This is a genomic window from Streptomyces sp. NPDC091280, from assembly GCF_044768565.1.
Taxonomy (GTDB): domain Bacteria; phylum Actinomycetota; class Actinomycetes; order Streptomycetales; family Streptomycetaceae; genus Streptomyces.
Window position 1 is genome coordinate 189,948 of sequence record NZ_JBIVUZ010000004.1, and the last position, 26,153, is coordinate 216,100.

At 71.7% G+C, this 26,153-nt stretch carries 22 protein-coding genes; 4 read left to right on the top strand and 18 right to left on the bottom strand.

What is annotated here, in order from left to right; genetic code table 11:
- Window positions 1-13 precede the first annotated feature (13 nt).
- Genes sbnA through ACIQPR_RS14205 form a run of 5 tightly spaced genes read right to left on the bottom strand, consistent with a single transcriptional unit; the run spans window position 14 to window position 7,712 of the window.
- Window positions 14-1,000, bottom strand: coding sequence for a 2,3-diaminopropionate biosynthesis protein SbnA (gene sbnA / locus ACIQPR_RS14185; RefSeq protein ID WP_403646885.1), 987 nt, complete (start codon window positions 998-1,000; stop codon window positions 14-16).
- Between the two features lie 34 nt (window positions 1,001-1,034).
- A complete protein-coding gene (gene sbnB / locus ACIQPR_RS14190; RefSeq protein WP_403646887.1) occupies window positions 1,035-2,078 on the bottom strand; it encodes a 2,3-diaminopropionate biosynthesis protein SbnB in 1,044 nt (347 codons plus the stop codon).
- Window positions 2,075-3,079, bottom strand: coding sequence for a TauD/TfdA family dioxygenase (locus ACIQPR_RS14195; protein ID WP_403646890.1), 1,005 nt, complete (start codon window positions 3,077-3,079; stop codon window positions 2,075-2,077). Before ACIQPR_RS14195 ends, sbnB begins: the two co-directional genes overlap by 4 nt.
- Before the next feature lie 55 nt (window positions 3,080-3,134).
- Window positions 3,135-5,219, bottom strand: a complete 2,085-nt coding sequence (locus ACIQPR_RS14200; RefSeq protein ID WP_403646893.1) for an amino acid adenylation domain-containing protein — start codon at window positions 5,217-5,219, stop codon at window positions 3,135-3,137.
- Between the two features lie 42 nt (window positions 5,220-5,261).
- Window positions 5,262-7,712: a Pls/PosA family non-ribosomal peptide synthetase gene (locus ACIQPR_RS14205; RefSeq protein WP_403647905.1), complete on the bottom strand. Its 2,451-nt coding sequence runs from the start codon at window positions 7,710-7,712 to the stop codon at window positions 5,262-5,264.
- Between the two features lie 464 nt (window positions 7,713-8,176).
- On the opposite strand from ACIQPR_RS14205, the gene ACIQPR_RS14210 reads away from it, so the two are divergent.
- Both ACIQPR_RS14210 and ACIQPR_RS14215 read left to right on the top strand, forming a co-directional pair.
- Window positions 8,177-9,337, top strand: coding sequence for a YihY/virulence factor BrkB family protein (locus tag ACIQPR_RS14210; RefSeq protein WP_403646896.1), 1,161 nt, complete (start codon window positions 8,177-8,179; stop codon window positions 9,335-9,337).
- Between the two features lie 84 nt (window positions 9,338-9,421).
- Window positions 9,422-10,120 (top strand): helix-turn-helix domain-containing protein, encoded by a 699-nt coding sequence (locus ACIQPR_RS14215; RefSeq protein ID WP_403646899.1) that lies wholly within the window; start codon window positions 9,422-9,424, stop codon window positions 10,118-10,120.
- Window positions 10,121-10,158: 38 nt separating this feature from the next.
- Here ACIQPR_RS14215 and ACIQPR_RS14220 read toward each other — a convergent pair whose 3' ends face one another.
- Together ACIQPR_RS14220 and ACIQPR_RS14225 are read right to left on the bottom strand one after the other, a co-directional pair.
- Window positions 10,159-10,560, bottom strand: coding sequence for a VOC family protein (locus tag ACIQPR_RS14220; RefSeq protein WP_403646902.1), 402 nt, complete (start codon window positions 10,558-10,560; stop codon window positions 10,159-10,161).
- Window positions 10,557-11,054, bottom strand: coding sequence for a hypothetical protein (locus tag ACIQPR_RS14225; protein WP_403646904.1), 498 nt, complete (start codon window positions 11,052-11,054; stop codon window positions 10,557-10,559). The genes ACIQPR_RS14220 and ACIQPR_RS14225 overlap by 4 nt, the downstream gene beginning before the upstream one ends.
- Before the next feature lie 43 nt (window positions 11,055-11,097).
- On the opposite strand from ACIQPR_RS14225, the gene ACIQPR_RS14230 reads away from it, so the two are divergent.
- Window positions 11,098-11,751, top strand: coding sequence for a ThuA domain-containing protein (locus ACIQPR_RS14230; RefSeq protein WP_403646907.1), 654 nt, complete (start codon window positions 11,098-11,100; stop codon window positions 11,749-11,751).
- Window positions 11,752-11,764: 13 nt separating this feature from the next.
- Here the strand turns inward: ACIQPR_RS14230 and ACIQPR_RS14235 are convergent, their stop codons facing one another.
- The 7 genes from ACIQPR_RS14235 to ACIQPR_RS14265 all read right to left on the bottom strand — a co-directional run bounded on the left by ACIQPR_RS14235 (window position 11,765) and on the right by ACIQPR_RS14265 (window position 20,133).
- Entirely contained in the window at window positions 11,765-12,814 is a 1,050-nt protein-coding gene (locus tag ACIQPR_RS14235; RefSeq protein WP_403646910.1) for a LacI family DNA-binding transcriptional regulator, read from the bottom strand.
- A gap of 178 nt (window positions 12,815-12,992) precedes the next feature.
- Entirely contained in the window at window positions 12,993-14,600 is a 1,608-nt protein-coding gene (locus ACIQPR_RS14240) for a family 43 glycosylhydrolase (protein ID WP_403646913.1), read from the bottom strand.
- Window positions 14,597-15,502 (bottom strand): carbohydrate ABC transporter permease, encoded by a 906-nt coding sequence (locus tag ACIQPR_RS14245; protein WP_403646916.1) that lies wholly within the window; start codon window positions 15,500-15,502, stop codon window positions 14,597-14,599. Before ACIQPR_RS14245 ends, ACIQPR_RS14240 begins: the two co-directional genes overlap by 4 nt.
- The gene (locus tag ACIQPR_RS14250; RefSeq protein ID WP_403646919.1) at window positions 15,499-16,386 is read right to left on the bottom strand and encodes a carbohydrate ABC transporter permease; all 888 of its coding nucleotides are present in this window, start codon (window positions 16,384-16,386) and stop codon (window positions 15,499-15,501) included. The genes ACIQPR_RS14245 and ACIQPR_RS14250 overlap by 4 nt, the downstream gene beginning before the upstream one ends.
- A gap of 10 nt (window positions 16,387-16,396) precedes the next feature.
- The gene (locus ACIQPR_RS14255) at window positions 16,397-17,728 is read right to left on the bottom strand and encodes an ABC transporter substrate-binding protein (protein WP_403646921.1); all 1,332 of its coding nucleotides are present in this window, start codon (window positions 17,726-17,728) and stop codon (window positions 16,397-16,399) included.
- A 179-nt stretch (window positions 17,729-17,907) separates the two neighbouring features.
- Window positions 17,908-18,999 carry a LacI family DNA-binding transcriptional regulator gene (locus tag ACIQPR_RS14260; RefSeq protein WP_403646923.1) on the bottom strand — a complete coding sequence of 364 codons (1,092 nt, stop codon included), beginning with the start codon at window positions 18,997-18,999 and terminating at the stop codon, window positions 17,908-17,910.
- A gap of 120 nt (window positions 19,000-19,119) precedes the next feature.
- Window positions 19,120-20,133 carry a hydroxyacid dehydrogenase gene (locus tag ACIQPR_RS14265; protein ID WP_403646925.1) on the bottom strand — a complete coding sequence of 338 codons (1,014 nt, stop codon included), beginning with the start codon at window positions 20,131-20,133 and terminating at the stop codon, window positions 19,120-19,122.
- A gap of 280 nt (window positions 20,134-20,413) precedes the next feature.
- Between ACIQPR_RS14265 and ACIQPR_RS14270 the strand changes: the two genes are divergently transcribed.
- Window positions 20,414-21,991: a carboxylesterase/lipase family protein gene (locus tag ACIQPR_RS14270; RefSeq protein ID WP_403647907.1), complete on the top strand. Its 1,578-nt coding sequence runs from the start codon at window positions 20,414-20,416 to the stop codon at window positions 21,989-21,991.
- Window positions 21,992-22,037: 46 nt separating this feature from the next.
- Here the strand turns inward: ACIQPR_RS14270 and ACIQPR_RS14275 are convergent, their stop codons facing one another.
- The 4 genes from ACIQPR_RS14275 to ACIQPR_RS14290 all read right to left on the bottom strand — a co-directional run bounded on the left by ACIQPR_RS14275 (window position 22,038) and on the right by ACIQPR_RS14290 (window position 26,147).
- Window positions 22,038-23,285, bottom strand: coding sequence for a cytochrome P450 (locus tag ACIQPR_RS14275; RefSeq protein ID WP_403646928.1), 1,248 nt, complete (start codon window positions 23,283-23,285; stop codon window positions 22,038-22,040).
- Between the two features lie 9 nt (window positions 23,286-23,294).
- The gene (locus ACIQPR_RS14280) at window positions 23,295-23,795 is read right to left on the bottom strand and encodes a type II toxin-antitoxin system RatA family toxin (protein ID WP_403646930.1); all 501 of its coding nucleotides are present in this window, start codon (window positions 23,793-23,795) and stop codon (window positions 23,295-23,297) included.
- Between the two features lie 111 nt (window positions 23,796-23,906).
- Window positions 23,907-25,037: an acyl-CoA dehydrogenase family protein gene (locus ACIQPR_RS14285; RefSeq protein WP_403646932.1), complete on the bottom strand. Its 1,131-nt coding sequence runs from the start codon at window positions 25,035-25,037 to the stop codon at window positions 23,907-23,909.
- Window positions 25,038-25,085: 48 nt separating this feature from the next.
- Window positions 25,086-26,147 carry an SDR family oxidoreductase gene (locus ACIQPR_RS14290; RefSeq protein WP_403646935.1) on the bottom strand — a complete coding sequence of 354 codons (1,062 nt, stop codon included), beginning with the start codon at window positions 26,145-26,147 and terminating at the stop codon, window positions 25,086-25,088.
- Window positions 26,148-26,153: the final 6 nt, after the last annotated feature.

Below are 26,153 nucleotides of genomic sequence, written 5' to 3' on the forward strand. Positions count from 1 at the left end.
ACCGCCGCCGCCCTCAGGCCGACCGGGACATGGCCGCCAGTATCTCCGTCCCGGCCGCCTCCTCCTCCAGCCAGCCCGTGCGGTACACGGTGTCCAGATAGCGTTCGCCCAGGTCAGGGGCGATGGCCACGGCGGTCGTGCCGTGCCGCCGGTCCGGTCGGCCGTTCCGGGCCAGCCACTGGGCGGCCCCGCTGACGACGGTGCCGGTGGACCCGCCGAACAGGAAGCCCCGCGCGGCCAGCCGACGGCAGGTCTGCACGGTGTCCGTCTCCTCGACATGGATCACGTCGTCGACGTACGACGCGTCGAGGAACGGCGGCGCCACGCTGGTGCCGAGCCCCGGGATCAGCCGGGGCCCCGGCTCCCCGCCGAAGGTGACGGAACCCGCCGCGTCCACGGCGACGATCCGCACCCGGCGCCGCCACTGCCAGAACCAGCGCGCGCAGCCCATCAGGGTCCCGGTGGTGCCCGCCCCCACGAACAGCACGTCCAGCTCCGGGAACCGGCGGGCGATGGCGGGTGCCGTGGTGCGGTAGTGCGCCCGCCAGTTCCCCTCGTTGGTGTACTGGTTGAGCCACACGTACCGCTCGTCCGAGGCGCACAGCGCCCGCACGTACGCGATCCGGGCGCCCAGGAAACCGCCGTGCCGCGCCGGCTGGTCGATGACGTGGACCCGGCTGCCCAGCGTCTCCATCAGCTGCACCGTGGGCAGGTTGCACCGTCTGTCGGTCACACAGAGGAACCCGTAGCCGCGGCTCGCCGCGATCACGCTCAGGGCCACCCCCAGGTTCCCTGACGACGACTCGACCAGCACCGAGCCGGGCCGCAGCACCCCGTCCCGCTCGGCGGCGTCCACCATCTCGGTGGCGGCCTTCAGCTTGATCGAACCGGCGAAGTTGAACCCCTCGCATTTCAGATAGAGCGGCAGCCCCAGCGAGGCCCGCAGATCGACGTAGAGCTCGTCCTCGTTGAACTCCGAGGGATCGGAGATCACAGCCATGAACATTCCCCCTAGTGGTGCGCCACGATCGCCGTCAGCCGTACCGGCGCAGCTCGTGGAAGAACCCGTCGACGACGCGCAGTTCGCCCCGCCGAGCCACTTCGTCGTGGACGAACCTGCCGACCGCGAGGTCCAGCACCCCCAGGCCGAAGGGCGAGAAGACCACCGTGCGGTCCGCCGGTACGGCGACCCGCCCGGTCAGCACGTCGTCCAGCGTGCCGTCGATGAACTCCCGCCCGCCGGTGGCCTGTTCGGCCAGATGCGGTGAGGTGTCGGCCTTCAGGCAGTGCTCGACGTCGTCCACGAAGTTCGCGGACGCGAGCAGGACCGCCGGGTCGAGATCCCGCAGCGACACGTGCAGGACCAGCGGACGGTGGTCGAACCAGGCCGGATCGTGGATGTGCGGGGTACCGGCGATCGTCGCGAAGACCAGCAGGTCGCTGGCGCGGACCAGCCCTTCGGCCTTGTCGTGCACGGTGATCCGGCCCGGCGCGCCCGACCGCTCCAGATAGCCCCGGAAGCCCTCCGCGCTGTCGGCGGACAGGTCGTACACGCCCGTCTCCTCGAACTCCCAGCCGGTGGCGCGGAGATGGGTGTGGATGTAGCGGGCGATCAGGCCCGTCCCGACGAAGCCGACCCGCGTCGGACGCGTCCGCCCCTGGCTCAGCGTCCGGGCGGCGAGCGCCGCCGAGCTCGCCGTGCGCGTCGCGCTGATCACCGAACTCTCCAGGCAGGCATAGGGATAGCCGGTGTCGGGGTCGTTGAGGATCAGCACCGCCGAGGCCCTGGGCAGCCCCGAGCCGGTGTTCCCCGGGAAGCTGGAGATCCACTTCAGGCCGTCCACCCGCAGCGGCCCGCCCAGCGACGCGGGCAGCGCGATGATCCGCGACGAGGGGCGGTCCGGGAACCGCAGGAAGTACGACGGCGGGTTCACCGAGTCGCCCGCGCCGTGCAGCCGGTAGGTGGCCTCCACCAGCGCGCCGATCTCTGACTCCCGCCCGGCCAGCGCCTGTTGCACCTGCTCGCCGCTGACGACCGCGAACGAGGGGGCGCCGAGGTCTGTGGTGAAGTCGCTCATGCCGCACGCACCCCTCCGGTCGGCGCGCAGTCCGTGAGCCGCACCGGGTCGCCGAGTCCGGCGAGCACCTCGCGCGGTCCCTCGAAGGGGTCGCGGCCGTGCGCGGTACGGATGTTGTCCACCAGCAGCAGATCCCCGGAGCGCCACGGAGTGCGCCGGACGTGGGTGTCGTAGGCCCCGTTGATGGCCGACACGATGTCCGCGTCGACCGGATCGCCGTTCCCGAAGCGGGTGTTGAAGGGCAGCGCGTCGGCCCCGTAGACGTCGATGAGGTACTCGCGGACCTCGGGCTCCATCGTCCACTCGTTCAGGAACGCGATCTGGTTGAACCAGCAGCGGCGGCCGGTGACCGGGTGGCGGAGCACGGCGGCGCGGTGCTGCCGGGTGCGCAGCGAACCGTCGGGCTGCCAGGCGAAGTCGATGCCCTGGGCCCGGCAGTAGCGCTCCACGACACCGCGGTCCTCGGTGCCGAAGGCCTCGGCGACCGAGGCCCCGATCTCGTCGTGGTAGGTGCGGGTCAGCAGCCAGCCCTCCCGCTCGAAGCGGTCCACCAGCGTGGCGGGCAGCGAGGACAGGACGGCCTCGGCGTCGGCGACCGGGGTCGCGCCGCCCTCGGTCGGCGCGTCCAGGCAGGCGAAGAGCAGCAGTCCGGGGAAGTCCAGCGCGTAGCTCGACTCGTGGTGCAGACACATCGGCTGGTCGGTCGGCCACTTGGTGGCGGAGTACACGCCCTCCGCGTAGGTGCGGCGCGGCGCGAACGGCTCCCGGTCGGCGGTCAGGGAGTCGGTGAGCCTGCGGAAGACGGTCTCGGTCCCGGCCGGGTCGGCGAGGCCGAGGCCCCGGACCAGGACGCAGCCGTGTTCGGCGACGACGGCCCGCAGCGCGCCACGGTGCCGGTCGGCCCAGCCGACCGGGTCAGCGCCGGCGTCGGCGCGCAGCAGCGGCGGACCGTCCGGGCTCAGGGTGACGGCGTGGAGAAGGGTCGCGGACGATAGCGACATCTCGGTGTTCCTTTCGGTGGTGCTGTCCATCGTTCGGCCGGGGGTGCGGCGGGTCTCAGGAGGAGACCGGCGGGTCCAGCAGTCCGGCCAGGTCCGCGAGGACCGGGTGACGGGTGACGTCCTTGAGGCTGATCGCCCGGTCGAGGGCGACCGCCAGCTTCACCGCGGCCAGCGAGGTGCCGCCCCGGTCGAAGAAGTGGTCCTGGCGGCCGATCCGGTCGGCCGGGATGCCCAGCACCGCCGCCCAGGCCGCCGCCAGCCGCCGTTCGGCCGGTGTGCCGGGCCCCTCGCCCACCGCGTCCAGGTCACCGGCGAGCCCGGTGAGCGTGCGGCGGTCGGTCTTGCCGTTGGCGGTCAGCGGCAGCGACGCCCGCCAGTGCACGACCGAGGGCACCATGTACGCGGGCAGCCACTCGGCGAGCCGTGCGCGCACGGCGTCGGCTTCCACCGGCCGCGCCCCGGTGCAGAACGCCACCAGCTGCGTCCCGCGTACGACGACCACCGCGCCGTCCCGGACCCCGTCCACCCGCAGCAGCGCGTTCTCGATCTCGCCGATCTCGACGCGGAAGCCGCGGATCTTCACCTGGCTGTCCCGGCGCCCCAGGAACTCCAGCTTGCCGTCGGGGCGCCAGCGCCCGTGGTCGCCGCTGCGGTACAGCCGCTCGCCGGGCCGGTAGGGGTCCTCGGTGAAGGCCGCCGCCGTCCGCTCGGGATCGTTGACGTAGCCCCGGCCCACGCACACCCCGGAGAACACGATCTCGCCGGGCGCGCCCAGCGGCACCGGCACCAGGTCCTCGTCGACGACGTAGACCCGCACATTGCCCACCGGCCGGCCGAGCGGGACCCGGGGTCCGTCCGGCGCCCGGTCCATCACCTCGTGGTTGGTGTCGTCCGAAGTCTCGGTCAGGCCATAGGCGTTGACCAGCCGCACCCCGGGCCGCGCCGCGAACCAGCGCTCCACCAGCTCCTTCTTCACGGCCTCCCCGGTCACCGACACACAGCGCAGCGCCGGGAGCGCGCGCGGCGCCCGCTCCAACTCGGCCAGTACGGCCTCCAGATACGACGGCACGACCTGGAGCACGTCGACCCGCCCCGCCTCGATCGTGTCGACGAACCGGGGCACGTCCAGGATCACGTCCTGCTCGACCAGCAGGGTCCGCCCGCCCACGAGCGGCGCGCAGACCAGCTGCCACAGCGAGATGTCGAAGCACTGGGGCGCGGTCTGCGCGACCACCTGCCCGGCCCCGATCCCGAGGTCGTCGAGCTTGGCGAACACGTGGTTGACGAACCCCGCGTGCTCGCACATCGCGCCCTTGGGCTCGCCGGTGGAGCCCGACGTGAAGTAGATGTAGGCGAGTTGACCCGGCGTGACCTCGATCCCGGGGTTCGTGTCGGGGTGTCCCTCGGCGTAGGCCTCGTCGACGTGGAGCGTGCGGTCCGGCGCGTCCAGCGAACCGTCGCTGCCGTGCTCGGTCAGCACCAGCTCGCACCCGGCGCGCTCCAGCACCCGCGCCACCCGGTCCGCCGGGAAGTGCGGCTCGACGGGCAGATAGACCCCGCCCGCCTTGAACACGGCCAGCACGGCGGCCATCCAGTCGAGGGTGCGCTCCATCACCACGGCGACCACGCCCTCGCGGGTCAGACCGCGCGCCAGCAGTGCCCGACTGAGTTGATTCGCCCGGGAGTTGAGCTCGCGGTAGGTCCAGCTCCGCTCGCCCCGCACGGCGGCGACCGCGTCCGGGCACACCGCCACCATGTCCTCGAACAGCTCGTGCACCCGCCGGTCCGGCAGTTCACGCCGGGGCCCCGCCAACTCCTCCAGCTGGAAGCGGACTTCGGCCTCGGACAGCAGGCTCGTCCGCTTCGGATCGGCGAGGACGGTGAGGTGGTAGCCCGCGATCCGGGCGGCGGCCTCGGCGTCCAGCACGTCGGTGCGGTACCGCAGGCGCAGTGTGCGGCCGGTGACACTCACCCGCACCGCCGGGTCCTCCTCGACGCTCTCGCCGCAGAGCGCGGCGAGCACGGTCGCGTGGGCCCGCTTCACAGCGCCGGGCTCGATCAACAGCCCTTCTGGCAGGGACACTTCGTACTCCGCCACACCGGGCACCGGAGTGAGCGTCCACCGCGGAACGATCTCCATCGTTGTCTTCCCCCCTGTTTCCTTCCCCCTGCGGTCACGCCGTCAGGGAGTCATGTGCGGGGCGGGGCCGCGCTGGGCCACCGCCGGATTGCCGCCCCACCGCGACAGCGCGGGCATCTCCTCGCCCTTCATCAGGAACGAGTCGGCGGCGAGTACGGCCCCGTCGCCCATCGACACCCCGTAGTGCACGAGCGCACCCACCCCGAGGGTGCAGCCGGCGCCGATGGTGATGAGTTCGGACTTGAACGTGCCGTCCTCCTGCGAGTGGGACTGCACCTTGGTGTGCGCCGACAGCGTGCAGTCGTCGCCGATCGCGGTGAGGGTGCGCTCGGTGATGTAGGCGCCGTCGTCGAAGACCCGCCGGCCGATGCGCACGCCCAGCAGCCGCCAGATCAGGTTCTTGAACGGCGTCCCGTTGAAGACCTGGAGGTAGGTGTCGGGCACCTTCCACAGCCGCTCGTGCCACCAGAAGTACGGGTCGTAGATCGAGCACAACTTGGCCTCCAGCGGCCGGAATCCGCCGACCAGCCGCTCCACCAGCACGTAGTACGCGGCGGTGAAGCCGAGCCCGAGCATCAGGGACGCGCCGATCAGCAGCCCCCCGCCGATCCCCTCGCCCCCGTACAGGTCGACGGCGGCGAAGCCGAGGACGGTGAGCACGAACCAGTGCAGCCAGCGCACGAACAGATACAGGCCCATCGAGCGCAGGTTGGCGCGGTTCTTCAGGGTCAGCCGGCGCTTCAGCTCGGCGCCCTCGCGCAGGTGGTCGAAGCGGCTGTCGCGCTCCACCGAGCGCGGGATCTCGAAGCAGGGCGAGCCCAGCAGGCCGACACCTTCGCGGACTTCGCCGTCGAGCGGCACCATCACCTTCGTGGCGAGCAGGCAGTTGTCGCCGGTGCGGCCCCCGGAGGGGTAGGCGATGTTGTTGCCCAGGAAGTTGCGCGGCCCGATCGAGGCGCGCGAGAGCCGGAACGACGTACTGGAGAAGTCCGCGTTGACGATCGACAGACCGTCCGCGACCATCGTGCCGCTTCCCACACTGGCCAGATACGGCGTCTCGTGCTGCACCTCCGTACCGAAGTTGGAGCCGGTCTGCTCCACCTCGCCGAGCTGGTAGCCCAGTGCCTTCAGATAGCCGACGATGTACGAGCTGTCGCCGCACAGCCACTTGAAGAACTTCAGGTTGGTCAGACGGGCCACCGCGCGCTGCACCGAGTAGTGGAAGCCGTAGAGCGGATACACCCGGTCCGGGCGCAGCAGCGGCCGGAGCAGCCGGGGCAGCAGGGTCACGGAGGCGAGGCCCAGCAGCACGAAGGCGGCGAACGCCACCAGCGACAGGGCCAGCGCCTCGCCGTAGAAGCGGGCCGAGCCGAGGTCCCTGCGGTTCGGGTCGAGCAGGTGGTCGAGGGCCGGCACCACGGTCAGTGCCATGTAGGTGCCGCCGACCGCGAGCGGGACGTAGACCAGCACCATCTGGAGGAGCGCGGCCAGGCCGTAGCCGAAGCGGCGCGCGGTGGAGCAGTCGGCCGTCGGGACGCGGACGTAGTCGACGTCCGTGGCCTGCGCCGGGGAGCCGTGCACCCGACCGCCGGCCGGGACCCGGGCCTCGTCGTACAGGGCGCTGGAGTGGCCGAGTTGGGCGCCGTCGCCCATGACCGTGCCGATGTCGAGGACCGTCTTCTCGCCGACGTACACCCCGCTGCCGAGGGTGACCCGGCCGGTGCGGATGCGGCCGGCGTGCGCCTGGTAGCAGAGGAAGAAGGAGTCCTTGCGGATGACCGTTCCGGCGCCGACGGTCAGCAGGTCGGTGCAGACCGGGACGGAGTGGGACAGGATCGTGACGCCCCTGCCGATCCGGGCGCCGAGGGCGCGCAGATACAGGACGTACAGCGGGTTGCCGGCGAACAGGATCATCGGGTTGGCGTGCAGCAGCGCCTTGACCGTCCAGAACCGGACATAGGCGAGGCTCCAGACCGGGAACTCGGTCTCCTTCCAGCGGCCGACGAGCACCCACTTGGCCACCACCGGCACCGTGCACACACCGATGAACACCGCGCCGCCGAATATCGCGGAACGCAGATAGACCTGCGCCACTCCGGAACCGCCGGAAACCCATTCGTAGCCGCGCCCGGTGACAAGTCCGGCGAGGGCGCAGTAGAGCGCGAATACGAGGAACTGGAGCAGCCCGCAGAACAGATAGCGGGCCGTGCTGCCGGGCGGCGGCGGTTCGGCGACGGCCGGTGCGGAAGGTTCGGCGGTGCCGGCCAGCGCCGCCGCGAGACTACGGATCGTCGGATTGCCGTAGACGTCCCGCATCGAGACCGACGGCAGGTCCTCGCGTTTCCTGACCCGGGCGCAGAAGTGCGCCATCACCAGCGAGTTCGCGCCCAGGTCGTCGAAGAAGTGACTGTCGAGGGGTATTGCTTCCTTGCGTACGACACCGGCCAGGACCTCTGCGAGAACGGTCTCGGTGCCGGTGCCGGGTTTTCCCACCACGTGGCTCCTTGGTGCTGAACATTTCCTTTGAATTGCCAAAATCGGCAAAGACGAATACGGCACATGCGAAACGGGTGGGACAGAAATGGGTGTCTGGGACGGGGTCCCGGTCATGGACCCGATGTGATTTCCCCCGAGTCGTGTGCGCCGACGTCGTCCCAACGCGCGCAACGAATGCAGTCCGGATTATTTCTGGACATTCTGGAACGGGTCAAGGTCGTTCTGGGCAATGGCGCTTTTTCGACTTCACGGGGTGCGGGGGTGGTCAATCAGGATTGACCGACGCGGTCCTCACCGGGAAGCTCTCCGAAACAACCATTAAAATCTCGAATACCAATTCGAATTCCGGACCGAAAAGTTTCGGCCAGCGCGGGCATGACACGCCTGTCCGACGGGCGCCCGGTCCCGGCCGACGCACCCGGGGGATGAGTGCATCCCGGCACGGCGGATACCTTTAGGGCGTGCAGTCAGCAAGTGATACCCCCGAGCGGCCCACCGGCCGGTTCCACCGGGCGCGCGCCCTCTACCGGAACGTCTCCAAGCGCAGGACCGCCTGGCTGCTGGTCAAGGACACCGTCAACTCCTGCATGGAGTACCGCATCCTGGGCCTCGCGGCCGAGGCCGCGTTCTTCACCCTGCTCTCCGTCCCGCCGCTCCTGCTGAGCCTCATCGGCCTGCTCGGCTACGTCGACAGCTGGACCGGCGCCCACAGCATCGCCGGCCTGGAGAACAACATCCTGGAGGCGTCCCGCACCGTCCTGACCGACAAGGGCGTGCACGAGATCGCCCAGCCGATCCTGCACGACGTCATGAAGGGCGGCCGGCCCGACGTCATCTCCATCGGCTTCCTGTTCGCCCTGTGGTCGGGCTCCCGCGCGGTCAACGTCTTCATCGACACCATCACCGTGATGTACGGCCTCGACGGCGTACGCGGCATCGTCAAGACCCGGATCGTGTCCTTCGCGCTGTTCGTCGCCGCCCTGCTCATCGGCTCGGTCGCGCTGCCCCTCATGGTCGCCGGACCGGACGCCGTGGTGAACGTCGTGCCCTGGTCGGAGACGGTCGTCCAGGTCCTGTACTGGCCCGTCGTCATCGTCCTGTCCGTCGTCTTCCTCACGACGCTGTACCACGTGTCCGTGCCCGTCCGCTCCCCGTGGATCGAGGACGTGCCCGGCTCCCTGGTCGCCCTCGCCATGTGGGTCCTCGGAAGCTATCTGCTGCGCATCTACCTCACCGGCACGGTCGAGGGCCCCACCATCTACGGCTCCCTCGCCGCGCCCGTCGCCGTCCTGCTGTGGATCGGCGTCTCCGCGTTCGCCGTCCTCGTCGGGGCCGCCGTCAACGCGGCCATCGACCGGGTCTGGCCGGCCGCCGCGACGGCCGCCGCCCGCGCGGCCAACGAACGCCGGCACGAGGAGCAGGCCGCCGAGTACGTCGCCCGCATGGCCGCCGCCCGCACCCAGGACGACGACGAGGACGACCCCGACGACGGCGCCATGCCCTCCGAGTTCCCGGAACGCTGGTCCCGCTTCCTGCCGCCCGAGGACGTCACGTCCCGGCTGCGCACCCACGCGAAGAGCACCCACAAGACCGGCGGGGACACTCCGGGCCCCGTGAAGTGACGCTCCGGCCGCTCCCGCCGGCGCCCGCACCCGGGACGACAGCCCGGCAGGAGCAGCGGGCGCGGTCGGCGTAGCCTGGCCGGTGTGTACGTGGAGAGGGCGTCGCGGCTGCCGGGCGCGGTGCTGTGGACCCGCACCGTGGAGGGTCCCGTCCCGGCCCCGGCCCACCCCGTCCTGCCCGACGGCTGCATGGACCTCCTCTGGAACGAGGGACGCCTGCTGGTCGCCGGCCCCGACACCCGCGCCCACGTCCCCGGGACCGGACCCGCCCACTGGACCGGCCTCCGCTTCGCCCCCGGCACCGCCCCCACCTACCTGGGCGTCCCCGCCCACGAACTCCGCGACCGCCGCGTCGACCTCACCGACCTCTGGCCCGCCGCGACGGTCCGCCGCCTGCGCGCCCGCCTCGCCGCGGCCCCCGACCCGGCGACCGCGCTGGAGGACCTGGCCCTGCACCGCGCCACCGAGACCCCCACCCCCGACCCGCTCCTACGGCACCTCGTGGCGGCCCTCGACGCCGGCCGCCCCGTCGCCGCCACCGCCGACGAACTGGGCCTCGGCGCACGCCAGTTGCACCGCCGCTCACTGGCCGCCTTCGGCTACGGCCCCAAGACGCTCGCCCGGGTGCTGCGCCTGCAACGCGCGCTCGCCCTGGCCCGCGCCGGAGTCCCCTTCGCCGGGACGGCGGCCCGGTCCGGCTACGCGGACCAGGCCCATCTCGCCCGGGACGTCAGGGAGTTGGCGGGGATGCCGTTGGGAGAACTGCTCGGCCGGAGCGACTAGGCGGGACCGGTCAGGCAGGACCGGATAGGCAGGACCGGTTAGGCGGGGTTCAGCGGGGCGAAGAGGTCCACGCCGTTGCCGTCCGGATCGTGCACGACGGCGTACCGCTGGCCCCAGAACGCGTCCCACGGCTTGAGCTCGCCATGGTGTCCGGCGCCGACCAACTCCTCGTAGACCCGGTCGACTTCGCCCGGGTCGTCGCAGCGCAGGGCGAGCGCGGCCCGCCCGCCGCCCCCGGCGGGCGGCTGCCAACCCGCGTGGAAGGAACGGACGGTGTCCTCCGTGTCCAGCAACAGGCGCAGCCCGCCCGGCAGCAGGGCCTCGGCGTGCGGCAGGCTCTCGGCACCCTCGGGGAACCCGAAGCCGAGCCGACGGTAGAAGGCGACAGAGGCGGCCATGTCGGAGACGACCAGGCCGATCGCGTCGAATCGTGGAGTCATGGGGCCACGGTAGGCGGGGGCGGCCGGCGGGTCTTGAACGAATCGGACACGTCCTCGCCCGATCGGAGCACCCCGAGGAACCACGTGTCGGCGGACGGGCTCCGGCGGTAGAAGGTGTGCGGCTGCACCGGATCGCACCGCGCGACCAGGACGTCACCCTCCCGCAGTTCCACGACCCTGCGGAACGAACTGGTCCCGCGCGCCCGCCACCGCAGGACGGAGAACTCCAGCTCGTGCCGGCCGGGCGGGAGTTCGACGAACGTCGGTGCCTTGGCGAAGCGGGTCCGGGAGCAGATCTCCTGGCCGTCCTCGTGAATGCCCACGATCCCCGCCCGGTCGGTGAAGCCGCGCACCGGCTCCCTGATCTCGGCGACCAGCACGACCCCCGTCCCGCCCCTGCCGCGCACCGCACGCAGCCGCCTCCTGGCCCGCCAGGGCATCCGCCCCGCCTCGTCGAGGCCGCCGACGGAGAACGGCGCACGGGCACCCCTCATCGCCGCACCCCCGCTCCACGAGGCGTGAAATAGGCTGCCCCGTATGGCTGTCGTACCCCGTCTCCTCGTCTTCACCCGGACCACCGCCTACCGCCACGACTCGATCCCGGCCGCGGTGGCCGCGCTGCGCACCCTCGGCCCCTTCGAGGTGACCGCCACGGAGGACCCGGCCGCCTTCGAACGCCCCCTGGAGGACTGCGCGGCCGTGGTCTTCCTCTCCACCAGCGGCGAGGTGCTCACCCCGGCGGGCCGCGAACACCTCACCGCCCACGTCGAGTCGGGCGGCGGCTTCGTCGGCGTGCACGCGGCGGCCTGCACGGAGTACGACTGGCCGTACTACGGCGACCTCCTCGGCGCCCGCTTCGACCGGCACCCCGACTACCAGCCCGGCAAGGTGGTGGTCGAGGACCGCTCCCATCCGGCCACCCGACACCTGCCCGCCGTATGGGAGTTCACGGACGAGTGGTACGACTTCCGCGCCAGTCCCCGGAGTTCGACCCACGTCCTGCTCACCGCCGACGAATCCTCCTACCAGGGCGGCGGGATGGGCGCCGACCATCCCCTGGCGTGGTGTCACGACAAGGGGGAGGGCCGGGTCTTCTACACGGCCCTCGGCCATGCGGCGGAGGCGTACGAGGACCCGGACTTCCGCGCCCACCTGCTCGGCGGCATCACCTGGGCGGCGCGGCTGGGTTAGGGCCCCCGCCAGGTCACCGCCCGTCGCCCGGCGCGGCCGTGCTCGCCCGTTCCACCAGCCGTGTCGACAGCTCGGTCCGGGTCCCCTCCGGTCGGTCGCCGGCCATCAGCCGCAGCAGCAGCCGCAGCGCCGTGGCCGCCATCTCCGACAGCGGCTGGCGGACCGTGGTCAGCGCCGGTGTCACCCAGCGGGCCTCGGGCAGGTCGTCGAAGCCGACCACGCTGATGTCGTCCGGCACCCTCAACTCCCGCTCCTTCAAGGCCTCGTAGACGCCGAGCGCCATGCGGTCGGAGCAGACGAAGACCGCGGTCGGCGGCTCGGGCAGGTCGAGGAGTTCACGCATCCGGGTGCGGGCCATGGCCTGGTCGAAGCCGCCGTGGCGGACGTAGTCCGGGCGCACGGACACCCCGGCCGAGGCGAGCGCGGAGCGGTAGCCGGACACCCGGGCGCTGCTGCACATCTTGTGCCGGTGACCGGCGATCACGGCGATCCGCTCGTGGCCCAGCGCCAGCAGATGTTCGGTCGCCGTCACCCCGCCGTGCCAGTTGGCCGCGCCGACCGACACCACACCCGGCGGTGGTTCCCGCACCGGGTCGATCATCACGAACGGAATCCGGTGCTGGTCCAGCCACGCGTACTGCGACGGCGTCAACTCCGCCAGATTGAACAGGACTCCGGACGAACCCCGGCCCACCAGCTTGTCCAGCCAGCCCCGTTCGGGCCGCTCGGCCCGGGTGCGGGTCAGCCCCGCCGAGACCACCACCTCAAGCCCGGCCTCGTACGCGGCCTCCTCTACGCCGTGCAGGACCGCCCCCGACCAGGAACTGTCCAGCGAGTGCACCACCAGGTCGACCAGCCCCGGCGCCTTGTTCGCGTCGAAGCGCGGCCTGCGCACATAGCCGAGCCGCTCCAGCGCCTCCGTCACCCGCCGCCGGGTCTCCGGCGCCACGTCCTGACGGCCGTTGACCACCTTCGAGGCCGTCGGCACCGACACCCCCGCCTCACGGGCCACGACCGCCAGCGTCGGCCCTGCCGTCATGCTCGCGCTCCCCGCACGGACCATCGGGAACCACCTCTCCGGCCCGCCCGAGGGCCATCGAAAGTTTCGACCAGCGCTGTTCCACGGCCCGGCCACCAACCGATCAGAAAGCGCTTCCTAAGATAGGTGCGCGTCAACACGGCGGGAAGAGCGGGGAATTCACGTGATGGACGGCACCTGGTCTTTCGAAACCTCGAACAGCTCAGCGGGCCGGGACCGGGGCGCACTCCAGGCGAAAGCCGCCGAAGTCGGCGGTGAACTCCGCCCCGACCAGATCCACGGCATGGACACCGGCCATCGCACCGGTGAAGCGCAGCCGCGAGCCGTGGTCGTCCGAGAGTCTGCTGAAGTCCGACACCGGCCCCACCGGCACGCGTTCGCCGTCACGGACGTACCAGAACCGCGCCTCGGCGCCGTCGACCGTCGCCCCCAGCGTCACCGGCACCCCGGACTCGACCTCGACGACGGCCACTTCACGCGTGACGTCCTCGTCCCGCTCCACCAGCCGCAGCACCGTACGCCCGGCACCGCCGAGCCACTGCTGCCCCCGCTGCCCCTCGCCCTCCGGCTCCGCCCAGGTCAGGTCCAGGCACAGATAGGCGTCGGCGCCGTACCAGAGGACCAGCCCCGCCGCCTGCGTGAACGTCGACGGCCGTGCCTCCACGGTGACTTCGGCCTCCGCCCGATGCTCCGTGAACCGCTGGGCCAGCAGACTGTGCGCCCACCGCGACTCCGGCCCGTGCCGCCCGCGCAGCCGGATCCAGCCGGGGCGGCTGGTGGCGTCGGCCCAGGACGGGTCCGGGTAGCCGCGCGGACTGCTCCACGGCCACCCCAACGGCGTTGCCGAGCCGCTGACCTGGTCGGCCCGCGTGGTGGGGCGGGTCGGTACGGCGACCTCCACCGCCGGGTGCCGCCCTCCGTGCCGCAGCCTCGGCCAGCCGTCCGCGTCCCAGGTCACGGCCTGGATCGCCGTCTCCCGGCCGAGCGTGCACCGGGGTCCGGCGGGCGTCCGCACGGGCCGCGCCGCCAGATGGCTCAACACCCACTCGCCGCCCGGCAGTTCGACCAGCTCGCCGTGCCCCGCCTTCTGCAACGGCACCGACGGGTCGTCCCGGGACGTCAGCAGGGGACGGTCGTCGACCTCGTACGGACCGGTGACCGAACGGCCGCGCGCCGTCAGCACCCCGTGCTCGAACCCGGTGCCGCCCTCCGCGAGCAGCAGGTAGTACCAGTCGCCGCGCCGCACCAACTTGGGCCCCTCGACCAGCCGTTCGTGCTGGAGCAGCAGACGGGTCGGGCCCGCCGCGGCGAGCGTGTCGCGGTCCAGCTCGGTCGCGACGATCCCCGCGAAGCGCCGGCCGCCGGGGCGGTGGTCGTTCTGGAGGTTGAGCAGCCACAGCCGGCCCTCGTCGTGGAACAGCGCCGGGTCGAAGCCGTGACTGGCGACCCGCCGCGGAGCGGCCCACTCCCCGGCGACGTCCGTGGCCGTGGTGATGTACGTGTCGGCGTCGAAGTACGGCGTACCGACCGAGCGGACGACCGAGTACGTCATCCAGAAGCGCTCGCCGTCCCAGCTCAGCGAGGGCGCCCAGACACCGCCCGAGTCGGGGACACCCGCGAGGGAGTCGCCGGGGACCGCGCCCCGGACATGGCCCGCGTACTCCCAGTGCGCGAGGTCGTGCGAGCGGTGGATCGGGATCGTGGGGAACCACTCGAAGGAGCTGGTCGCCAGGTAGTACCGGTCGCCGACCCGGACCATGGAGGGATCGGGCGCGAAGCCCCGGACAACGGGGTTGTGCAGCAAGGTCACTTGAGGGCTCCCAGCGTGACGCCCGTGCGCCAGTACCGCCGCATCGCCACCATCAGCACGGCCATCGGCACGATCGACAGGAGCGCTCCGGTCAGCACCAGGCTGGTGAGGTCGACGCCCGACTCCAGGCGTTTTCCCGACCAGTTGTAGAGGCCGATGTTGAGGGTCCAGTTGTTCTCGCCGCGCAGCACGGTGAGGGGGAGGAAGAAGGCGTTCCAGGTGTTCACGAAGGCGAGCAGGAACACGGTCGCTCCGCCGGTGACCATCATGCGCAGCACGATGCTGAAGAAGACGCGGAGTTCGCCCGCGCCGTCGAGGCGGGCCGCTTCGAGGAGTTCGAAGGGGATCGTGGCCTCGGTGTAGACCTTGGCGAGGTAGACGCTGAACGGGTTGATCAGGCAGGGGATCAGCATCGCCCAGGGGGTGTCGACCAGGCCGATCTTCGAGAACATCAGGTACAGCGGCAGCGTGAGCAGGGCGATCGGGATCAGGAACGAGCCGACCACGCACGCGAACACCGCGCTGCGGCCCGGGAATTCGAAGCGTGCGAGGCCGTATCCGGTGGCCAGCGCGATCAGGGTGCCGCCGAGGGAGCCGACGCCCGCGTAGAGGAGGGAGTTGGCGGTCCAGCGCAGGAAGATGCCGTGCTCGTAGGTGAACACCTGGCGCAGGTTCTCCCACAGGTGCATGCCCGAGAACCACAGGCCGTTGCTCTGGTACAGCCCCGTGCGGTTCTTGGTGGCGGCGACGATCAGCCACCACACCGGGAACAGACTGTAGGCGCAGGCCAGCACCAGGCCGACGAGCAGGAAGCGCTGGCCGCCGCGTGACCGGGCCGCCGGATCGGGCCTGTCGAGGCGGCGGAGCTGACGGGTGGTCCGGCGGTCTTCGGTGAGGGTCATCCGTCGGCCTCCTTCGCGGTGAGCCGGTAGAAGAGGAAGGAGGCGAGGCCGAGGACGAGGGCGAGCAGGACCGAAAGGGCCGCCGCGTAGTGGTAGTTGCCCGCGTTGAACGCCTGGTTGTAGATGATCATGATGGGCGTGAAGCTGTCGTCGACCGTCTGCGGGGTGACGTTGCGGAACAGCGCCGGCTCGTTGAAGATCTGTAGCATCTGGATGATCGACAGCATCCCGGTCAGCACCAACGCCCCGCGCACATAGGGGATTTTGATGCTCGTCGCGATCCGGAACTCGGAGGCGCCGTCGAGCCGGGCCGCCTCGAAGAGGTCGCGGGGCACGCCCTGGAGCGCGGAGTAGATGATGACCATGTTGTAGCCGATGCCGTGCCAGGTCAGCAGATTGCCGATGGAGGGCCACACCATCGACGGCGCGAAGAAGTTCCAGGACAGGCCGAACACCCTGCCCAGCGGGGTCAGCGGGCCGACGTCGGGGCTGTAGAGGTTGATCCACACGATCGCCGCGACGACCCCGGGGATCATGTACGGCACCAGCAGCAGGATGCGGAAGCGGCCCGCGACCTTCGAGGACAGCGCGTCGAGGAACAGGGCGAGCAGCAGGCTGACGAGCAGCATCACCGGGATCTGCACGCACGCGAACACCACCACGCGCAGCACCGAGTTCACGAACGCCGAGTCGGTCAGACCCTGCTGGTAGTTGTCGAGCCCGGAGAACCGCTGGGTGGAGCCGCCGAGGCCGAGCCCGGACTGGTGCTCCACGAACAGCGACTCGTAGACGGCGTACCCGATCGGGATCAGGTAGAGGAACACGAAACCGAGCTGGAAGGGCACCGTGAAGGCGGCGCCCTTCCAGCGCTGGGAGCGAGTCATCTGCGCTGCCTCAGCCCTTGACGCTGATACCGCGGGACTTCAGGTCCTTGACCGTCCATTCCTGCATGTGGGCCAGCAGATCGGTGACCTTCTGCTCCTTGTTCATCACCTTCGCCCAGCCCGCCTGGAGTTCGGTGAACATGGCGGTCCAGTCCGGGCCGAACACCCAGTCCGAGGTGACCGTGCCCAGGCTGTCGGTGACGACCTTCTTCGCGGGCTCGTAGTTCGTGCCGAGCAGTTTGTCGGAGATCGCCTCGGCGACATACGCGTCGCTGTCCGCGAGCGCCGGCATCACGCCGTTGCCGGTGGTCGGGCTCGCCATCGTCCTCACCGCGCCGGTGTCGGTCGACATCCACAACGCGGCCTCGGCGGCCTGCTGTTGGTGCGCGCACTGCTTGGTCACCAGGGTCACGCCACCGCTCTGGTTGGTCCCGGCGGGGGTCTTGGGGGCCTCGCCCGCGAACGTGGGCCAGGGCGACAGCGCCCACTTCCCGTCGGACTTGGTGAAGTTCTGCACCATGCCCGCCATCTGCCAGGTGGAGATCTGCCGGGTCGCGGTGCCGCCGTTGTCGTAGTTGCGCTGTACGGCCGCGTAGTCGGCGAACGACAGCTTGGAGGCGAGGTCGTCGTCCACGATGTCCTGGATCACCTGGGCCGCCTTGAGGCTGCCCGCGTCCTGGAAGTCCACCTTCCAGGAGTTGCCGTCGATGGCGTACCAGTGCGCCCCGGCCTGCATGGCGAGCACCTCCAGGGTGCTGGGGTCCTCACCGGCGTAGTTGGTGATCTTGATGCCGTGCTTCTTCAGCACCTTGCCCGCGGCGATGAACTCGTCCCAGGTCGTCGGCGCCTTCAGGCCGTACTTCTGGAAGATGTCGGTGCGGTAGATCGTGAAGGCCGGGGCCGAACTGGTGGGCACGCCATAGGACTTGCCCTGGACCTGCGCGCCGGCCCAGGAGCCCGCGTTGAACTTGTCCCGGTCGGCGGAGACGTAGCGCGAGATGTCGGCGAGCGCGCCCTGCGAGACCCAGGTGGTCACGTACTCCGCCGTGTTCTGCACCAGGCAGGGCGCGTTGCCGGCCTTGACCGCGTTGGTGAGCTGCTTCTGCATCGTCAACTGGTCGGTGACCTTGGTGTACTTGAGCTGGACGTCCTTGTGCGAGGCGTTGAACGCCTTCACGACCGCGTCCTGCCCGTTGGCCCAGCCCCAGAAGGGGAGGGTGACCGGGCCGGAGGACGCCTTGTCTCCCGAGCCGGATCCGCCGCAGGCGGAGAGCAGACCTGTCAGTGCGAGGCCCGCGACGGCTGCCCGGGCGAACCTTCTCCGGGGGCTGGTGAAGTTCATCAGACCGTGTTCCTTCGGAAGAGAAGAGGTAGAAACCGGTTGCTTGGAAGGTAGGCATCGGGGCCGGTGCGGAGCAAGAGGTGTGCAGCGACTTGTTTCGACGGCCCAGGACAGACCCCGTCCGGCCTGGGATTTTGAAGAGAAACCGGTTACGTAACGCCCTGGTTCCGTGTGCTGTTCTAGGCCCGCCGGGCGGGCGGACGCACCGAATTCCGTACGACGACATGCGTGCCCAGCACCAGATGGTCGCCGTCACCGCTTCTGCGCCGGCCCGCGCCGCCGCCCTCGCGCCGGTCCGCCACCGCGCGCAGCGCGACCCGGCCCATCTCCTCGTAGGGGACGTGCACGGTGGTCAGCTGCGGGGTGAGCTGGGAGGCCAGCGGGATGTCGTCGTAGCCGACGATCGACACGTCCTCGGGCACCCGCAGGCCCCCCGCGCGCAGCGCCTGCATGGCCCCCGCGGCGACCACGTCGGTGCCCGCGAGCACCGCGGTGAAGTCCACGCCCTCCTTGAGACTGTCCTCGACCGCCTCGAACCCGTGCTCGTAGTCGTAGGGGCCGTGCCGCACCATCCCCTGGTCGAACGGCACGCCGTACGCCTCGAAGGCTCGTTGCGCTCCCCTCAACCGGCCCTGTGCCGTGGTGAGTTCGGCGTGTCCGGGCAGCAGCAGGACCCGGCGGTGGCCGGCCGACAGGAGGTGGCTGGCCATCGCGTAGGCGCCGCCCTCGTTGTCGTAGTCGACCGTCGTGGCCGGGACGTCGCCCTCCAGCGGCGGGCGGCCGACCAGCACGAGGTGCGAGCCGGCCGCGTCGAGGGAGCGGGCGAAGCGGGCCATGCGCAGCTGGTACTCGTCGACGTCGTAGGCGCCGCCCAGCAACACCACTGCGGCGACGCCCTGTTGGCGCATGAGGTTGACCAGCGCGAGTTCGCGCTCCGGGTCGTCGCCGGTGGTGCCGACCAGCGAGAGCCAGCCGCGCAGGGTGGCCGCGCCCTCGACTCCCTTGGCCACATGGGCGAATGCCGCGCCGGTGATGTTGTTGATGAGGATCGCCACGGTCGGTGTGCCGCCGCCGGCCAGCGAACGGGCGTGCGCGTTGGTGACGTAGTCCAGGTCGCCGACGACCTTCATCACCCGGCGGCGCAGCTCCTCCGACACCGGGTAGTTGCCGGACAGCACGCGCGAGACGCTCGCCACCGAGACCCCGGCGCGCTCCGCCACGTCCCGGATCGTGGCCCGGCCGACGTCGCCCGACGTCCTGCGCTGACTCACCGTGGCGACTCCTTCGCGGTCTCGGCTCTCCCACCGGGCGCGCGAGGCCGCGCTCCCGCGCCGGTCGGGAAACCGTATCCCATCGTTGTGCCAGGCAGGCGGCCCTGTGGACGGCCCCGGTCAGGCGACACGGGCCAGGTCCGCGTGCCGTACCTCGTGGGCCAGCGGCAGGCCCGCGGCCAGCCGCTCCACCTCGTCCACGACGATGCCGCCGAGCCGCGCCAGCTCGTTGCCGAGGGAGCCCGCGATGTGGGGGGTGAGGAAGACGTTCGGCAGCTGGTACAGCGGGGACGCGGAGGGCAGCGGCTCGGGCTCGGTGACGTCCAGGACCGCGGTCAGCCGGCCGGAGAGCAGTTCGTCGGTGAGGGCGTCGTGGTCGATCAGGGCGCCCCGGGAGGTGTTGATCAGCACCCCGCCGTCCCGGATCAGGGCGAGCCGCCCCCGGTCGAGCATGCGCTGTGTCTCGGGGATGTCGGGGGCGTGCACGCTGACGATGTCACTGCGACTCAACAGGTCGTCCAGCGGCAGGAGTTCGGCGCCCAGCGCGAGCGCCTCGGACGTGCCGACGTAGGGGTCGTGGAGGAGGACCTCGAAGTCGTGGGGGCGGAGCAGTTCGAGCAGCCGGCGGCCCACCCGGGAGGCGCCGATGACGCCGATCCGGCGGCCGAGGTTGCCGATCGCGGCGGTCTCGGCGGGCGTCGGATGCGTGTGCGTGCTGCGGAAGCGCTCCCGCTGCGCGAAGGTGTCCTTCCCGGCGAGCAGGACCATGGCGAGGGTGTACTCGGCGACCGGCAGCGCGTTGCCGGTGACGGCGCTGGAGACGGTCACGCCGTGTTCCCACAGCGCCTCGCCGACCAGCGAGCGGATCGACCCGGCCGCGTGCAGCACGGCGCGTGTCCGGGGCGCCGCCGCGAGGACGCCCGCGTCCAGGTGCGGGCACCCCCAGCCGGTGATCAGCACGTCGGCCCCGGCCAGCGCGCGAGCGGCCTCCGGGGCGGCGAAGTCCCGGACGACGAGCCCGGGGTCGATCTCGGCGCTCTGCCGGAGCCGTGCCATCAGGGGTGGGGGGAAGAGCAGGGGCAGGTGCACCGGATCCATGGCGAACACGGCCCTCGGCGGCTGGGCGCTGGGCATGACCCTCCCGTAGTGCGGCGTGGAAAGCTAGGTCGGAAACGTTTTCTGAAAGCGTCTTCTACCGTAGATCTGCGAGGGAGCGGGGGTCAATCGGTCGGCGGACACGCGGTCCCGCACCCCTCCGCCACGACACCGCGCCGCATCCGCACGGCACCGTCCGGGCACCCGCACCGATAACCCGTCCAGCCGCGCTCGTCCGCCGGAATAGCCGGGTGCGGTGTGATGCTCTGATGAGCATGGTTCACGAGCGCGGTGAGGAGCTGGTGGGCGGATGACGGTCATGGCGGCGGAGCAGGCGGGGCCCGTGGTGGGCACGCCCTACGGGGCGGTGCGCGGGCGGTACGAGAGCGGGATCGCGGTCTTTCGGGGCGTCCCCTACGCCGCGCCGCCCTTCGGGCCGCGCAGGTTCCGCCCGCCGGTACCGCCCGAGCGCTGGGACGGGGTGCGGGACGCGGTCGACTTCGGGGCGACCGCGCCGAAACCGCCGTACTCCGACGCCTTCGCCAAGCTGCTCTCCGACCCCGTCGTGCCCGGCGACGACTGTCTCAACCTCAACGTGTGGACCCCGGAACCCGGCCGGGGCGCCCGGCTGCCGGTCATGGTGTGGCTGCACGGGGGCGCGCTCACCCGGGGCTCCTCGGCCGTCCCGGTCTACGACGGACACGCCTTCGCCCGGGACGGAGCCGTCCTCGTCTCGGTCAACTACCGCCTGGGCGTGGAGGGTTACGGACTCTTCCCGGACGCGCCCGCCAACCCCGGCCTGCGCGACCAGCTCGCCGCGCTGCGCTGGGTGCACGAGTCGATCGCGGCGTTCGGCGGCGACCCCGACCGCATCACCCTCTTCGGGCAGTCCGCCGGCGCGATCAGCATCGGCGCCCTCCTCGCCGCCCCGCAGGCACAAGGACTCGTCCGCCGCGCCGTCCTCCAGAGCGGGCCGCCCGAGGCCTTCGACCGCGACAAGGTGCGGCGCATGGTGCGCCGGATGGCCACCCGGCTGAAGGTCCCCGCCACCGCCGAGGCCTTCGCCGCCGTCGACCGCGACCTGCTGCTGCGCACCCAGGCCGACGTGGGCCGGCTCAGCAGCCCGGTGCTCGGCGGACCCACGTTCGGCATCGTCATCGACGGCGAACTGGTGCCCCGCGACCCGCTGGAGGCCCTCGTCGAGGGGCAAGTCGCCCGGGACGTCGACCTGTTGATGGGCTGGACCCGCGACGAGTACCGGCTCTGGCTGGTCCCCGGCGGCCTGCACGAGCGCGTCGACCGGCTCGGCGCGGTCGCCCTGGCCGGCGCGATGGCCCGCTGCCACTGCGGTGTCGAGGTCCCCCGCGGCTACCGCGCCCTGCACCCCGGAGCCGGCACCGCCGAGACCGTCGGCCAGCTCGTCACCGACCACCTGCTCCGCTACCCGCTGCACCGCCTCGCCGACGCCCGCCCCGGACACTCCCACGTCTACGAGTTCGCCTGGCCCTCCAACCTCCCCGGCCTGGGCGCCTGCCATGCCCTCGAACTCGGCTTCGTCTTCGACACGGGCGATGCCCCCGAGGCCGCGAAACTCGCGGGCGAGGGCGCGCCCCAGGACCTCGCCGACGCCATGCACGGGGCCTGGGTGCGGTTCGCCGCGGACGGCGACCCGGGCTGGCCGGCCTGGGACGACACGCACCCGGTCCGGATCTTCGGCGAGGGCGCGCCCTACGTCGCCCACGGCCCGCGCGATCCCGAGTTCGCCCTGTGGGCGGCCGACCCGGCCACCCGCGAGCCGGCCGCCCCGGTGGTGGGCACGCCCGCGCGCGGCGCCGTCGAACTGCGGTCGGTCGTACGGCGGTTGCGGCGGACCGGGGACGTGCCGAAGTCGTCCTGAGGCGGCCCGGCCGAGGACGGATAGAAACCGGTTGTGCAACGCGTGGTCACGACCGGGGAGCGGGCGGCGCGGGCGTGAGCCGGACCGGCAGTTCGCGCCAGCCCTGGGCGATGAGCGACGGGACCTGTTCGAGGGCGTCGTCGTCGACCGCGAGCGAGATGCCCGGGAAGCGTTCGAAGAGCGCGGGCAGCGCGGTGAGTGCCTCCATCCGGGCCAGCGGGGCACCGACACAGCGGTGCACCCCGATGCCCAGGGCGAGATGCCCGTCCGCGTTCCTCGACGCGTCGAAGAGATGCGCGTCGGGCCCGAAGCGCTCCGGGTCGTGCCCCGCCGCCGCGATGGTCGTCAGGATGGCCTCCCCGGCCCGGATCGTCGTCCCCTCGGCGAGCGTGATGTCGGTGACCGCGTAGCGCAGCGGGACGTTCGCTATGGACGGCGCCCAGCGCAGCGTCTCCTGCACGATCTGCTCCCACTCCAACTGCCCGGCCAGCACCCGCTTGAGCTGCTCGGGGTGCCGCAGGAGCGCGTGGACGGCGTTGCCGATGAGGTTGACCGTCGTCTCGAAACCGGCGCCGATGACGAGCAGCAGGGTGTGGATCAGCTCCTCCTCGGAGAGCCGGTCGCCCTGGTCGCGGGCCGTGATCAGCTCGGTGGTCAGGTCGTCGCCGGGCTCGCGGGTCGTCTCCGCGATCAGCTCGGGCAGCACCGTCACGATCTGTTCGAAGACGTTCGCGGCCTGCTCGGGACCCCCGGTGGTGTCCATGATCGACTCGATGAGCCGGGCCACGGCGGCCCGCATACGGTCGGGCACGCCGAACAGGTCGCAGATCATCCGCATCGGCAGCGGATGCGCGAACTCGGCCCGCAGGTCGACGACTTGACCCTCCGGAACCTCCTCCAGCGCGTCGAGCAGAGCGGCGGTGATCCGCCGCACCCGGGGCAGCATGGTCTCGGTGCGGTGCCGGGTGAAACTCGGTGCGACGAGTTTCCGCAGCCGGGTGTGGTCCGGGCCGTAGGAGCTGAGCATGTTGACGATGCCGGTCCAGCTGTAGATCCAGCCCCATCCGGGTTCGCTGCCCGCCTTCTCGTAGAGGGCCCAGTGGCGGCGGGCGTCCCTGCTGACGCGGGGGTCGAGCATCAGTGACTTCAGCAGTTCGTGGCGGGTGACGGCCCAGGCGGGGATCCCGCCGGGCAGTTCGACCGGGACGACCGCGCCGAGTGCGCGCAGCCGGGCGACCTCGGCGGGGATGTCCCGGCCGTGGGGGTCGAGTACGACGGTCCGGCGGTTGTCCACGAGCTCTCCTCAAGTCGGGGTGTCGGCAAGGCGGTCGGGGTCCGCGGAGGTGTCGCGCCTGCTGCCGGTGAGCCGGATCTCCGCGCCCAGCAGCCCACGCAGGATGAGGCCCATGCTCTCGTCCAGCGCGCGCATCGCGACCGGGTTGATGATCGGTTCGAGACTGGGGATGCCCAGGTCGAATGCGCAGGCGAACAGCACGGTCACGTCCCGGCCGGCCTGGGTGATGTCCCAGGTGCCGGTGAACCGGGCGAAGTCTCCGGTGAGTTGGTCGAAGGTGATGCGCCGGGCGGCCGGGTCCATCACGTCCCGCTCGGTCCAGCGCAGCAGCCCGCCGCGGAAGCGCACCTCCCACGCGGACTCCAGGGTGTCGGCCGGGCCGGGCGTCACGGTGACCGACCGGACCGTCTCCGTGTACTCGGTGTACCGCTCGTAGTCCTGGACCCGGTCGAAGACACGGGCGGCGTCCTGGTCCGGGACGATCGCCTCGACGGTTACGTGGCAGGTCACTTGGGGTTCTCCCAGGGTGTCAGGGGTGAGAAAGGGGATCGGTCGGCGCAGTCCCGGCGGGCCGGTCGGCGCGGTGCCGGCGGGCCGGTCGGTGCGGTGTCGGCGGGCCGGTCAGCCCAGGACCAGCGGGCCGCCCGTGAAGGCCGCGCACATGCCCTCGGCGGCCCATCTCCGCGACGGCGGATGGAACTTGAGCGCCGCCGAGCACGCGGCGAGATACGCGGTGTCGTCGCAGGAGACGTACGCCATGCCGCCCAGCGCCTCCAGACAGCGCGGCACCACCCGGTCGATGGCGTCCTGCGCGGCGAAACGGCAGACCAGGGCCCGCAGCAGATCGTCCTGGCCGAGCGGCCGGCCCGTGTCCAGGGTGGCCGCCGCGCCCCGGACACCGCCCATGGCCGACTCCAACTCGACCAGGATCGCGGCCAGTTCGGCGGGACCCGTCTTCTTCGCCGACAGCGCGCGCTCGGCCAGCGCGCTGGCCATCCCGATGTAGGAGGCGGCCATCAGCAGCTCGAACCAGACGAAGCCCACCGTCTGCACGGGGTCCAGCGTGCGGTCCGCGCCGAGCCCGGTGCGGACCACCAGATCCGGTGGGACACGGACGTCGCGCAGTCTGACCTCGTCGCTCTCCGCGCCGGCCAGCACGAAGCTGCCCCAGAACGGATGCACCGAGATCCCGGGCGTCGCCACCGGGACCACCGCCACGGCCAGTTCCGGGGCCGTCTCCGCGTCGAGCGTCACCGACACGCTCAGCAGGTCCATCGACGCCGACAGGCTGCACGGCTTCTTGACGCCGTTGAGCACCAGGTCCTCGCCGTCCCGGCGGGCCGTGATGGAGGAGGCTAGGATCGACTGGCCCGACCGGCCCTCGGCGAACCCCGAGGCGACCAGCAGCCGTTGGTCGGCCACCGCCTCCAGCAGCATCCACTCCATGCCCTTGGCGACCTCGTACGCCTGGACGAGCCCGGCCACCGACAGATGGTGCATCGTGGTGGCCACCGCCAGGGACGGACTGCGCGCCCCGACCGCGCGTTGCAGCGACACGGCGTCCTCCGCGCCGACGCCGAGACCGCGGTGCTCCGCCGGGACCAGCAGCGCCGGGCCGCCCGCCGCCCGGAACAGGGGCAGCGCGGGGCCGCCGGGGCGCTCCCGTTCGGGCTGCGGCAGCGCGGCGAGTTGGTCGTCCAGACCGGGCAGGAACCGGTCCAGCACCGCGCGCTCGGCTTCAAGAAAGTACATCGCCCTCTCCTCCTCGATGAGCTGAACTCCGTTGGGAACGGCGGGAGTTCATGCCGACGCCCGCGCGCCGAGCCGGTCGGTGATCAGGCGTCGTACCGACACCCGCCAGGCGTTCTCGGCGGCCCGCGCGCCGGTCGCCGACGCGCATCCGGGGATGTCCGCGAGCGAACTGGGCAGCGGCTTCTCGTTGAAGAGGACCGACGACATGTCCAGCAGCCGGTCCAGCCGGGTCCGCGCCCACGCGGGCACCACGTCGAAGAACGCCGGGCGGACCAGCCGGTCCACGACATCGGGCGCCAGCACCCGCAGCGGGCGGACCGCGATGCCCGCGTCGGCCGCCTCCTCGACGATCACCCGCACCAGCCGGTCGCAGGTCAGCGCCCCGGCCCCGCCGCTGAGCCAGTGCTCGGCGGGGCGCGGACCGTCGTCCAGCAGCGAGACGACCGCCCGCGCCACCACGTCCTGCGGGACGAAGTCCACATAGCTCGCCGGGTCGCTCGGCACGAACGGCAGCCGGTCGCGCAGCACCTGCTGGGCGAACGTGTGCAGCCCCTGAGGTGCGGCGATCTCCCCGGTGACCGAGTCGCCGATGATGATCGACGGCCGGACGACCGTGACCCGCCCGCCCGCCGCGGCGACCGCCTCCTCACCGGCGATCTTCGAGGCCACGTAGTCCGCGGGACTGTTCCCGGCCCGTTCGGCACGGTTGCCGCCCGCTGCCGCGATCTCCCGGTGGCGGGCCACGTACGCGGTGCTGACGTGGATCATCGGGGCCCCGGCCTCGGCCGCGAACCGGGCGACGCGCCCCGCCCCCTCGACGTTCGTCGCGCGCATCGTCGTACGCCCGGATCCGAAGGCGACCGTGCCGGCGGCGTGCACCACCGCGTCCGTGCGCGCGCACAGCCGGCGGTAGGCGGTGGCGTCCAGTCCCAGCCGGGGCCGGGTGACATCGCCGGCCAGGACCTCGTCGCAGGGGGACGGCCGCCCGCGGTGGGCCAGCGCGATCACCCGGTGGTGGCGCAGCAGCGGCAACAGGGCGCTGCCCAGGACACCGCTGCCCCCGGTGACCAGCACGGTCCTGGGCTGCGCGGTCTTGTCGGAGCTGTTCATGTGCGT